Below are 11,670 nucleotides of genomic sequence, written 5' to 3' on the forward strand. Positions count from 1 at the left end.
GGGAGGCGGATATGCCGGTGTGGCGCCGTTACCTCGTGAAGGAATCGACCGGGCGGCTGGTCGAACTGCCGAGCCGCCAGTACGATCGTGCCGACGACGGCACGGCGCCGATTCCCGACTACGCCGGTCGCTGCGTTGAACTGGTGTCGGCGGTGCTGGTCGGCAAGCAGGGCGCCACCCCCACGGTGACCGAGGTCGCCTTCACCAAACTGTATTTCGACCAGTCGGGATTCGTAGACGCCGCCAAGCGGGAGCGGATGATCCGCCTGATGCTGGAAAGCTGCGCCGACCGGCGCTGCCGCAGGCCGGCCCGGCGGACGGGGGGCACCGACTGCGACGCTCTGGAGGAGCGCGCCGACGCCGCGCGCAGCGAGCTGATGCGCGACTTCGAATGGGCGCCGGCCCCGGCCGAGGTCACCGCCGCGCTGTTCGTCCTGGGACCGCCCGGCAGCGCAGCGCCGTTGCACTGACGCCCCCCTTTTGCCCGTCGCCTCCCCCGAAAAGTCACATCCCCCGGCCTCTTCCCCCGTGTCCGGACGCCCCCATATGGCTGCTGGCACAGGAGGAGTCCCGATGCATCGTCGTGCCGCCATCCCCCGTTCGTTGCTCACCCGGCCCACGCTTGCCCGCGTCCGGCAACTCGCTCTGATCGGCACGGGGTGGAGCCTGATCGGCCTGGGCGCCCTGATGTCGCCGTTGCCGGGGCCATTCGGCTTTCCGGTGGCGCTTGCCGGCGGGGTGATCCTTCTGCGCAACTCAGCGGACGCCCGCCGCCTGTTCGTGCGGCTGAAGCGCCGCCACCCCCGTCTGCTCAGCCCGGTCGAGCGCATCCGCGTCAAGCTGCGCCACCGCCGCAACGCGGCCAAGGCCAAGGCGGCCGCCACGGCCTGATGGGGCTGCACGGCCGCTCGTCCAACCCTCGTTCTTCCTGTGATCAGGCTTGAGCGGACCCGCGCGCGTCTGCCGGTGGGCAACCGCGAATCGCCCACCGGGATCCGGTCCCTTGCCCGCGGTCAGGCCCGTTTGCGGGCGGCGGGCTTCTCGTCGCTGTCCCCGTCGGATTTCGCGGCGTCGGATTTCGCGGCGTCGGACTTCGCAGTGTCGGGCTTTTTGGCCGCCGCCTTCTTCGGAGCGGCCTTCTTCACCGCGTCCTTCTTGGCCGGCTCCTTCTTCGCCGCCGTCGCCTTGGCCTTCGTCGCCTTCTCGGCCTTGGCGGGCGCTTCGGCGCCATCCGCGGCGGGTTCGGCCTCCTTCGGGGCCTTGCCCTTCTTGGCGGCATCCTTGGCGGCCTTGGCCTCCAGAAGCTCCAGCGCCTGCTCCAGCGTCACGCTGTCCGCTTCCGTGCCCTTGGGGATGGAGGCGTAGACGGAGCCGTGCTTGACGTAGGGACCGAAGCGGCCCGAACCGGTGGTCACCGGCTTGCCGGTCTTCGGATGGTCGCCCAGCGTCTTGGCGGGAGCGGACGCCTTCTTGGCCGCGCCGGCCAGCAGGTCGACCGCGCGGTTGATGCCGATGGTCAGCACGTCGTCGTCGGGCGTCAGCGACTTGTAGACGCTGCCGTGCTTCAGGTAGGGGCCGAAGCGCCCGATGCCGGCGCTGATGTCCTCACCCGTCTCCGGGTGGTTTCCGATGCTGCGCGGCAGGGCGAGCAACTTCAGCGCCGTGTCGAGGTCCACGTCGGCGGCGGCCATGCCCTTGGGCAGCGAAACGCGCTTGGGCTTCGGCGCCTCGACCTTGACCTTCTTCTTGCCCTTGGTCTTCTTGCCGTCGACCGGCGCTTCCTCCGCGACGGCCTCGGCCGGAGCGGCGGCCACCGGGGGCGGGCCGAGCTGGATGTAGGCGCCGTACGGGCCGCGCCGCACCGTCACCGGCAGGCTGGTCTCCGGATCGTTGCCCAACTCGCGCGGGCCTTCCTGCGCCTCGCCGTTCTCGTCGTTGGCAACGGCGAGCGGGCGGGTGTAGCGGCATTCCGGATAGCGCGAGCAGCCGATGAAGGCGCCCATCTTGCCGAGCTTCAGCCCCAGCCGACCCTGGCTGCACACCGGGCAGACGCGCGGGTCGTGGCCCGGCGTGTCGCTGTTGCCATTGGTCGGGAAGAAGTGCGGCCCCAGCTCCTCGTCCAGCGTGGTCAGCACCTGGGTGATCGTCAGGTCCTTGGTTCCATCCACCGCGACGTGGAAGGCGCGCCAGAAGTCGCGCAACACGGTCTTCCAGTCGATCCGCCCGTCGGAGATCTCGTCGAGCTTGTTCTCCAGGTCGGCCGTGAAGTTGTATTCGACATACCGGTTGAAGAAGTTCTTCAGGAAGGCGGTGACCAGACGGCCGCGGTCTTCCGGGATGAAGCGCCGCTTGTCCAGCCGCACGTAGTTGCGGTCCTGGAGCACCTGGAGGATGGAGGCGTAGGTGGACGGGCGCCCGATGCCCAGCTCCTCCAGCTTCTTCACCAGACTCGCCTCGGTGTAGCGGGGCGGCGGCTGGGTGAAATGCTGTTCCGGGCTGATGTCGCCGCGGGCGAGGGCGTCGCCCTGGTCCATGGCGGGCAGGCGGCGCTCCTGGTCGTCGTCGGCGGCGCCGTCGTCGCGGTCCTCCTGGTAGACCTTGAGGAAGCCGTCGAACACGACGACCGAGCCGGTGGCGCGCAGCACGACGTCCTTGGACGGCGAGGCGATGTCCACCGCCACCTGATCCAGAACCGCGCTCTCCATCTGGCTGGCCAGCGTGCGCTTCCAGATCAGCTCGTAGAGCCGCAGCTCGTCGCCTTCCAGGTAGGTCGAAACCTCCTCCGGGCGGCGGAACAGGTCGGTCGGGCGGATGGCCTCGTGGGCCTCCTGGGCGTTCTTGGCGGCGGTCTTGTAGACGCGCGGCTGCGCCGGGACGTAGCGCTCGCCCCAATGGGAGCCGATCAGGTTGCGGGCGCTCTCGATGGCCTCCTGCGACAGGCTGACGCCGTCGGTTCGCATGTAGGTGATCAGGCCGACCGTCTCACCGCCGATGTCCACGCCCTCGTAGAGCCGCTGCGCGGTGCGCATGGTGCGGGTGGCGCCGAAGCCCAGCTTGCGCGAGGCCTCCTGCTGCAGGGTCGAGGTGGTGAAGGGCGGGGAGGGGTTGCGGCGGCTCTGCTTGCGCTCCACCGTCGCGACCGAAAAGGCCTGCGGGCTGATGCGCGCCACCGCGGCCTCCGCCGCCTCGCGAGCGGGCAGGGCGAACTTGTCGAGCCGCTTGCCGTCGAGCTGGGTGAGCTGGGCCGTGAAGGAGGCACCGCCCGGCGTGGCGAAGCCCACCTCGATGGTCCAGTACTCCTGCGGCTTGAAGACCTCGATCTCCGACTCGCGTTCGCAGATCAGGCGCAGCGCCACTGACTGCACGCGGCCCGCCGAGCGGGAGCCCGGCAGCTTGCGCCACAGCACCGGCGACAGGGTGAAGCCCACCAGATAGTCGAGGGCGCGGCGGGCCAGATAGGCATCCACCAGCTCCCGAGAGACGTCGCGCGGGGCCTCCAGAGCGGCCTGGACGGCGCTCTTGGTGATTTCGTTGAAGGTGATGCGCTGGACCTTGGAATCGTCGATCAGCCGCTTTTCGCGCAGCAGTTCCGACAAATGCCAGGCGATGGCTTCCCCTTCGCGATCCGGGTCGGTTGCGAGATAGACGCGTTCGGCCCCTTTGACCGCCTTGGCGATCTCGTCGATGTGGCGCTTGGAGCGGTCGCCCAACTCCCAGTCCATGGCGAAGTCCTCGTCCGGACGCACCGATCCGTCGCGCGCCGGAAGGTCGCGGACATGGCCGAAGCTGGCGACCACGGTGTAGTCCGAGCCAAGGTATTTGTTGATGGTTTTCGCCTTGGCCGGCGATTCGACGATGACGACGTTGCTGCCCGGCAAGAGTCCGCGCCCCTGAAAGTGCCTATCCCATACACCGGCGGTGCGGATCGGGATCAGATCAGGTTCACCTGATTCCCAGGCTGGCGCTGGACACGGCCCGCAAGCTCAAGTTCCAGCACCACGGTCAACACCACCGGAGCGGACAATTGGCACCCGCGGACGAGTTCGTCAATGGCAACCGGCGTGTGACCGAGGTTTTCCAGGATGACGGCGCGCGCCGATTCAAGGTCCGCCTCGGACGGAACGGCGGGGCGGGCCTGGGCGAACAGGTCGCTCTGGCGCTCCCGCAGGGTTGGCGGCGACAGGTTGTCCAGCGCCCGCAGCACGTCATCCACCCCTTCCACCAAGGCCGCCCCCTGACGCAGAAGATTGTTGGTGCCCTGGCAGCGCGGGTCGAGCGGGGAGCCGGGAACGGCCATCACCTCCCGTCCCTGTTCCAGCGCCATGCGCGCGGTGATGAGGGAGCCGGAGCGCAGCGCCGCCTCCACCACCAGCACCCCCAGCGACAGGCCGGAGATCAGCCGGTTGCGGCGCGGGAAATGGCGGGCCTGCGGCGTGGTGCCGACCGGGCTTTCCGCCAGGATCACCCCCTGCTGCACTATGTCGCGGTAGAGTCTTTCGTTCTCCGGTGGGTAGACGACGTCGGCGCCGCCCGCCACCACCGCCGCCGTTCCGCTGCCGAGCGCCCCGGCGTGGGCCGCCGTGTCGATCCCGCGCGCCAGCCCGGAGACGACCAGCAGCCCGGCCTCCCCCAGTTCCCGCGCCAGCCGTTCGGCGAATTTCTTGCCGTTCATCGAGGCGTTGCGCGCCCCGACCAACGCCACGGCGCGCCGTTGCAGCAGATGCGGGTGACCGAGGACCGACACCGCCGGGGGCGCGTCGTCCAGCGCCGCCATGGGTTCCGGATAGTCGGGCTCGCAGGAGCAGATCAGGCGGGCGCCGATGCGGTCGTTGGCGGCCAGTTCGCGGTCTATGTCCGCCTTCGGCGCGATGCGCAGCGGCTTGGTCCGCCCGCCGCGCCTGGCGAGGTCGGGCAGCGCTTCCAGCGCGGCGCCGGCGCTGCCGAACCGCTCCAGCAGGCGGTGGAAGGTGATCGGCCCGACATTCTCGGTTCGAATGAGTCGGAGCCAGTCGAACCGCTCGGCGGCGGACAGGGTGCGGCGCGGTTGAGTCATGCGCCCATTCATACAACCGCTGTCGGGGCGCGATCAACACGCAAACGTGTGCGTCGGCGCTCTTCTCAGGGACTCGACAGGGCGGTCATTTGCGCCAGAAGCCGAAGAGCCCTTTCTTCTTCGGGGGGGCCTCCGGTTCGGGTTCCAGTTCCGGTTCCGGCTCCGGCTCGTCGTCGAAGGAAAAGGGATCGTCCTCGGCGTCGGCTTTTGCGGTTCCGGCCGGCCCGGTTTCAGCCTTGGACTCGTCCGGATCATCGTCGCTGTCGAAGGAGAACGGGTCCTCGTCCGGTTCCGCATCCGTCTTGGCGGGGAGGGCCTCGGCCGTTTCCTCCGTTTCGTCATCGTCGAAGCTGAAGGGGTCGCCGTCGTCGGAGTTGTCGGCCGAGTCGGTCGCCTCGGCCGTTTCGTCCTCACTCTTCTCCTCCGTGTCGCCGGTGTCGAAGCTGAAGGGATCGCCACCGTCCTCGTCCTCGTCCTCATCGAAGCTGAAGGCGCTGGCGTCACTCCCGCCCGCTTCGTCGTCGTCCTTGGCCTCGTCTTCATCGTCGTCGAAGCTGAAGGCGGAGAAATCCGAGGATTCTTCCTCTTCGTCGTCGCCACCACCGCCGAGGGCCGTGGCGGCAACGGCGACCGCGCTCGCCGCGCTCTGGCCGCGGCGCATCTCAGCCTTGAAGCGCTCAAGCTCCTCGCGGAAGCGATCCTCGGCCTCGCTCCAGCGCTGGCGCTCCTGGTCGAGGGTGGCGAGAAGTTCCTCTTCCCGCTTGCGGGCGGCGGTGCGTTCCGTGTCGAGCGCCTGGATCAGTTCCTCTTGGCGTTGGAGAAGCGACTCGTGCCGCGTTTCCATCGCGTCGATGACCTCGCGCACATACTGCTCGAAGGCGCGGAACTGGAGCGCCAGAAGGTCTTCATCGGCGTTGGCTGTCGCTGCGGTGGCCGCCGCCTTCGCGGCCTTGGTCGCCTTGGTCGTCCGCGTCCCGCTGGGTGCCGGCGGCGGGGAGGGGATTGCTGCGGCAGGGGGCGTGCGCGAACCGGTGGGCGTGGCGCCGTCACCCCCCAGCCAGCGTGACACCAGAATATAGGAAACCTGAAGCTCCTCCGCGATGCGGCGATAGCTCCAGCCTTGAGCGCGCAGCCGTTCGGCCATGCGCTGGCGATCCGGCTCCTCGCTGGGCGTCGCCGGGCGCGTGGGCAGGGAGGATGTCGGGCCGATCCCCTCGGTGGGGGTCGCGACGACGATCACATCCTTCAGTTTCTGGTCGGCCATCGGGTCTCCGCCGTCCTGCGCGCAGGGCGTTCTTTACCGCGATGTTGGCCGCGTTCGGGGGGCGCTGTCGATCCGGGACGGGTCCCGGTTGAAGCAGTCTGGGAGGGAAACCCGCCGGACCGGGCCAATTCGCGCCGGTCCGGTCCGGTCCGGCCCAGTCAGTTCAGTTCCTGGATGTGCTCGACATAGCCTGACAGGGCGGCGATCCCCTGCTCGGTCAGTTCGATGAAGACGCGGCGGCCGTCCTTCTCGTCGGCAATCCGGCGCACCAGCCCGCGGTCGTGCAGTTCGGTGATCCGCCGCAGCGCCGTGGTCTGCGCCACGCCGGAGGCCATGCACAGCGACGACACGGAAATCCGCCGCCCGCGCAGATGGTTGGCCATCAGATCCAGCAGCATGTCCCAGCAGGGGTCCTCGAACAGCCCCTTTGGAAAATACTTGTCGCGGGCGACGCGGGATTGCTGGAGCGTCCTCAGGACCGCCAGCCGTTGGTTCTCTCCTGTCGCGGCGGAGGTGGAGGCGGGGGGATTGGGAACCGGGACCGGGACCGGAGCGGCCGCCGCCGGCTGACCATCCCGCAGCGCCTTGACCGCTTCGATGAGGGCGAGGCCGTGGCGGTAGGCGTCCTCCAGCGCACCCTGCAACTCGCCATTGCCGGCGGGCGGCGGCGGGGCGGGCAAGGAGGCCACCGCCTGATGGGCGGCCAGAGCGCGGGCGAGCGCGCCGTGAAGCTGGCTGCCATCCTGCGGATCGCTGACGAAATCCGCCGCGCGCAGATGCATGGCGCGGACGACGTCGGCCGCCGTGGCGTTGGGCGCGACGACGATGACCTGGAGGTGCCGCTGCACGCTCTTGCGCATCCGCTCGACCAGTGCCAGCCCGTCGAAATGGGGAAGAGCCAACTCCACCGCCACGATGCCGATGCTGCCGTCCGCCTCCAGCGTGTCGAGTGCCGCGATGGGGTCGTGGGTCACATGGATGCGGTGGCCGTTGCGTTCGAATGCGTCGTGCATGCCGATCCCCAGCGCGCGGTCCGCGCAGGCGATCAAAATGGACGTCGCCGAAACATGAAGGCCGGTGGTGGTCTGGACCGGGCGCACCGGCCACGCCAAGGGTCGCTCCAACTCGATCCGCATCGAAGCCCTTCCCCCGTTGGGTGCATGGAATGCTGTGCTTAAGGATTACCACGCAAAGCAAACCATCATGGATGCAATCATGGTCCAAAATAGAGCGATCGATAAATGTCTCAAAATTCCGCAAAAATTCGATGGATTAGGCTAAATGGCATAAGACGGCGGAAGAGGGGCGTCGTCTATTCTTGGTTTGATAAGTCAAATTCAACGGATTGCCCTTTTCGGTTGCGGTGCGGTGGGCGAGGGTGCGTGTTCGGCGGGGTCGGGCCGGAGCGGAGCCATGTCGCCAGGGTCTTCTCCAGACTGGACCCGTCTCGGAAACGGCGGTGCGGGCGATGCGCGTAAGGTGGCCGCACCCCTTGCCGGCACCGGACCCATGCGCCTCACCCTGACGACCAAGATCATTTTGCTGTTGCAGGTGGCGCTCTGTTTCGCGCTGCTCTCCACCGCGGCGCTCTCCTATCTGAAGATGGAGCGCATGGTGGAGGACACCGTGGCGTCCCGCTTCACCGTCGCCTTGCGCGGGCTGGCGGGGGAGGTGGAGGGCGCCGTCAGCCTTGGCGTGTCGATCACCGCCCTGCGCAATCTCGACGCGCTGATCCAGCGCGCGATGGCGCGGGACGACCGCATCACCGGTCTGGTCCTGTTCACCGACACGGGCGAGGTGCTGGCGGCGGCGGGCCGGGGGGCGGGACACGGTGGGCCGGTAGGAACGATTCCCGCCGGCTGGAAGGGTGCCTTCGCCCGCGACGGCAAGTCCGACCGGGTGGCGGCCGTCGCCGACGGCGACAGCCAGGCGCTTCTGCTCGGCATCCGCAACGCCTTCGGCGGCGTCGCCGGCGGCGTCGCTCTGACCTATTCACTGGGCGAGGTGCAGGCGGGCATCCGCGGCACCATTCCGGACCTGCTGCTGTCCGGCGGCATCAATCTGGTGACCGGGCTTCTCGTCACCATGGTCGCGGTCTGGCTGCTGCTGCGTCCGATCCAGCGGCGGCTGCGCGAGATGACCGTCAGCATCAATCAGCTGGGCATGGGCGAGCCGCCCAACCTGACCCCGGAGCTGGTGGCCTTCGCCCCCGGCCTGAAGGAGTTCGCCGACCGCATCCTGGAACAGCAGCAGCACGGCGCGGAGGAGGACCATCCCCAGCCCGCCGGTCCGGCGGCGGAAGCCGCGCGCCCGGCGGGAGTCACGCCATGAAGCTGTCCTTCATCCGCCGCCTGAACTGGATGCTGACGGGCGTCGTGTCCGTCCTGATGCTGGTCAGCCTTGCTGTCCAGACCAACCACGTCAACACGCTGTTCCGCCCGCTGATCGAGCCGGAACTGGCCCGCAAGGCCGAGGTCGTCGGGTCCTACGTGGTGGCGCAGATCGACCGCGCGGTGGCGCTGGGCTTCGAGCTGGACAAGCTGGTCGGGGTGGACGAGCTGCTGTCCGACGCGCTGGCCGCCAACCCGGACGTCAAGTATCTGGCGCTGGAGATCGGCGGGCGCCTCCACGCCTTCTCCGGGACCGAGGAGGCGCGGTCCGGCAGCCGCCTGACCGTGGCCGATGCCCCGCCGGAGGGCGAGTCCCCGCAATTCCTCGACACCGTCCTGGCGCTGGAGGGCAACGAGGCGGCGCGGCTGCATGTCGGCGTCGATTCCGGCTATGTCCGCTCGGCCATGAACGAGGTGGTGTTCGACCTCGGCTCCGTGCTGATCGTCGCCATCCTGCTCAACATCGAGATCCTGCTGCTGGTCGTCGGCTCCTCCGTCGCGGCGCCGCTGCGCCGGGTGACGGCGGTGATGAAGCAGGCCGCCGACGGGCATCTCGGCGTGCGCGTCGCCTCGCGCAACCGCGACGAGGTGGGCGAGCTGTCGCGCGCCGTCGACTGGGCGCTGGACAGCGTGCAGCACAAGGCCGACATGACCGCCTCCGAGCAGGCCATGACCAAGATCGGCATGATGCAGCGGGTGGTGGAGCTGCGTTTCGCCATCTTCATCTTCTCCCTGGCGGAGGAGCTGACCCGCACCTTCCTGTCCGTCTACATCAAGCAGCTGTTCGAGCCGGTGCCCGGCCTGTCGATGGAGATGGTCATCGGCGCGCCCATCGCCCTGTTCATGCTGCTGTGGGCGGTCAGCCAGCCGATCGCCGGCAGCGTGTCGGAACGGCGCGGGCGGCGCGCCGTCTTCCTCGGCGGGGCGCTGCTGTCCTTTGTCGGTCTGGTCGGCTCCGGCCTCGCCACCGACCTCATCCAGCTCATCGTCGCGCGCTGCCTGACCGCCGTCGGCTACGCCAGCGTCTTCATCGCCGCCCAGGGCTTCGTCATCGACGCCACCGACCCCAAGCAGCGCGCCCAGGCCATTGCCATGTACGCCGGCGGCATCCTCAGCGCCGGCGTCTGCGGCCCGGCCATCGGCGGCGTGATCGCCGGGCAGGTGGGCTTCCGCACGACCTTCCTGATCTCCGCCGGGCTGGCGCTGCTGGCCGCCTTCATGGCGTGGCAGGTGCTGCCGCGGGTGCGCGCGGCGCAGGGGAAATCCAGCCGCGGCCTGCGTCTGGCCGATGCCGTGCTGTGCCTGCGCAACCCGCGCTTCGTCGGGCTCGCCGTCTTCAGCGCGGTTCCGGCCAAGCTGGGGCTGACGGCGCTTCTGTTCTTCCTGCTGCCGCTGGCGCTGGACGACCAGGGGGTCAGCCAGTCCTGGATCGGGCGCGTGCTGCTGCTCTACTGGCTGCTGATGATCGTGGTGTCGCCGATGGCGGCGAAGCTGTCCGACCGCTCGGGCCAGCGCGGCGGCTTCCTGGTGGTGGGCGGATTGGTCGCCGCCGGGGCGGCCTGGGTGCTGTCGATGCCGGGTTCGCTCGGCACGGCGCTGGCCGGAGTCGCCCTGCTGGGGGTGGCGCACGCCATGCTCGGCGCGCCGCAGCTCGCCATGCTCGCCGACGTCTGCGTCAAGGAGCGGGCGGCGCTGGGCGAGACCACGGTGATCGGCATGTTCCGTCTGATCGAGCGGCTGGGCTCCGTCGTCGCCCCCTTCCTGGCCGGGCTGTTCCTGGCCCATTACGGCTACGCCGGGGCGCTGAAGGGCATCGGCGCGGTGCTGGCGGCCTGCGTCGCCGTGCAGCTGCTGCTGAGCGCCCTGTTCCGCCCGCGCCCGCCCGCCGACTTCCCGCAGAGGACCCCCGCATGAGCCTGTCCCGCCGCACCGTCCTGACGGGAGCCCTCACCGCTGGAACGCTGGCGGCCAGCGGCGTTCCGGCCCTTGCGCAGCCATCCTTCGCTCCGGCGGCCAGGACCTTCACCGCCGCCAAGCCGGCGCGCATCGTCGTGCTGACCCCGCGCAAGGATGTGGGCGACGTGCTGGGCCTGCGCGACTTCATCGCGTCGAGTGGCCTGTCCGCCACGGTGGAGGTGCGCGAGGTGCCGCAGGCCTCCGCCATGCCGACGCTGCTGCCGGATATCCGGGCGTCCAAGCCCGATCTGGTGGTGACCGTCTTCACGCCGCTGACGCTGGGAGCGGTCGGGCGCTATGACGATCCGGACCCGTCGCGTTTCCTGACCGACGTGCCGGTGGTCTTCACCTCGGTCACCGACCCGGTAGCCTCGCGCGTCGTGCGCGCGCTCGACCGTCCGGGGCGCGCGGTCACCGGCACGCGGCACATCGCGCCGGCCGCGGTGCAGATGAAGACGATGCTGTCCTACCGGCGCTGGAAGAAGATCGCCGCGGTCTACAACCCGGCCGAGGACAACATGGTCGTCGCCGTGCGCGACCTGAAGGAGGAGGCCGCCCGCCAGGGAGTGGAGATCCACGACGCCGCGCTGCCGCGCGACGCCGCCGGGGCGCCGCAGGCCGCCGCCATCCCCGACCTGATCGCCGACGCGGCGCGCGCCGGTGCGGAGCTGGTCTACATCGGTCCGGACACGCTGGTCGCCTCCAACAACAACGCCGTGGTGGCGGAGCAGGCGCTGGCCCACCGGCTGGCCACCTTCTGCTCCACCGAGTTGCCGATCCGCCGGGCCAACCTGCTGATGGGGCTGGTCAGCCCGGCCGTCAACGTCGGGCGCTTTGCCGGGCTGAAGGCGGTGGAGATCCTGACCGGGGCCAAGCCCGCCGACACCATCCCGGTGGAGACTCTGAACCGCTTCTCCCTGCTGCTGCGCATCGGGGCGGCCAAGCAACTGGACCTCTACCCGCCGATGCGCCTGCTCAACATCGCCGAAATCGTCCAGGACGCCTGA

Annotated in this window: 9 protein-coding genes; 5 read left to right on the forward strand and 4 right to left on the reverse strand. The window is 69.5% G+C overall.

The genetic code is table 11. From position 1 onward, the window contains the following. Nucleotides 1-11: 11 nt before the first annotated feature. The gene (locus AMK58_RS16435) at nucleotides 12-470 is read left to right on the forward strand and encodes a hypothetical protein (protein ID WP_035676398.1); all 459 of its coding nucleotides are present in this window, start codon (nucleotides 12-14) and stop codon (nucleotides 468-470) included. A 103-nt stretch (nucleotides 471-573) separates the two neighbouring features. Next, entirely contained in the window at nucleotides 574-891 is a 318-nt protein-coding gene (locus AMK58_RS16440) for a hypothetical protein (RefSeq protein ID WP_051140413.1), read from the forward strand. 122 nt (nucleotides 892-1,013) lie between these two features. Here AMK58_RS16440 and topA read toward each other — a convergent pair whose 3' ends face one another. The 4 genes from topA to AMK58_RS16460 all read right to left on the reverse strand — a co-directional run bounded on the left by topA (nucleotide 1,014) and on the right by AMK58_RS16460 (nucleotide 7,453). After that, nucleotides 1,014-3,878, reverse strand: a complete 2,865-nt coding sequence (gene topA, locus AMK58_RS16445; RefSeq protein ID WP_059399196.1) for a type I DNA topoisomerase — start codon at nucleotides 3,876-3,878, stop codon at nucleotides 1,014-1,016. Between the two features lie 53 nt (nucleotides 3,879-3,931). Beyond that, nucleotides 3,932-5,053, reverse strand: coding sequence for a DNA-processing protein DprA (gene dprA, locus AMK58_RS16450; protein WP_035676394.1), 1,122 nt, complete (start codon nucleotides 5,051-5,053; stop codon nucleotides 3,932-3,934). 85 nt (nucleotides 5,054-5,138) lie between these two features. Next, the gene (locus AMK58_RS16455; protein WP_035676393.1) at nucleotides 5,139-6,317 is read right to left on the reverse strand and encodes a helix-turn-helix domain-containing protein; all 1,179 of its coding nucleotides are present in this window, start codon (nucleotides 6,315-6,317) and stop codon (nucleotides 5,139-5,141) included. Nucleotides 6,318-6,475: 158 nt separating this feature from the next. Beyond that, nucleotides 6,476-7,453 carry a response regulator gene (locus tag AMK58_RS16460; protein ID WP_035676392.1) on the reverse strand — a complete coding sequence of 326 codons (978 nt, stop codon included), beginning with the start codon at nucleotides 7,451-7,453 and terminating at the stop codon, nucleotides 6,476-6,478. A 343-nt stretch (nucleotides 7,454-7,796) separates the two neighbouring features. On the opposite strand from AMK58_RS16460, the gene AMK58_RS16465 reads away from it, so the two are divergent. The 3 genes from AMK58_RS16465 to AMK58_RS16475 are packed head-to-tail and all read left to right on the forward strand — an operon-like array spanning nucleotide 7,797 to nucleotide 11,670. Next, nucleotides 7,797-8,648 carry a hypothetical protein gene (locus AMK58_RS16465; protein WP_236778276.1) on the forward strand — a complete coding sequence of 284 codons (852 nt, stop codon included), beginning with the start codon at nucleotides 7,797-7,799 and terminating at the stop codon, nucleotides 8,646-8,648. Beyond that, on the forward strand, nucleotides 8,645-10,621 hold the full coding sequence (locus tag AMK58_RS16470) for an MFS transporter (protein WP_035676389.1): 1,977 nt from the start codon (nucleotides 8,645-8,647) through the stop codon (nucleotides 10,619-10,621). The genes AMK58_RS16465 and AMK58_RS16470 overlap by 4 nt, the downstream gene beginning before the upstream one ends. Then, entirely contained in the window at nucleotides 10,618-11,670 is a 1,053-nt protein-coding gene (locus AMK58_RS16475; RefSeq protein ID WP_035676387.1) for an ABC transporter substrate binding protein, read from the forward strand. The genes AMK58_RS16470 and AMK58_RS16475 overlap by 4 nt, the downstream gene beginning before the upstream one ends.

This window comes from Azospirillum brasilense, from assembly GCF_001315015.1.
In the GTDB taxonomy this organism is placed as follows: Bacteria; Pseudomonadota; Alphaproteobacteria; order Azospirillales; family Azospirillaceae; genus Azospirillum; species Azospirillum brasilense.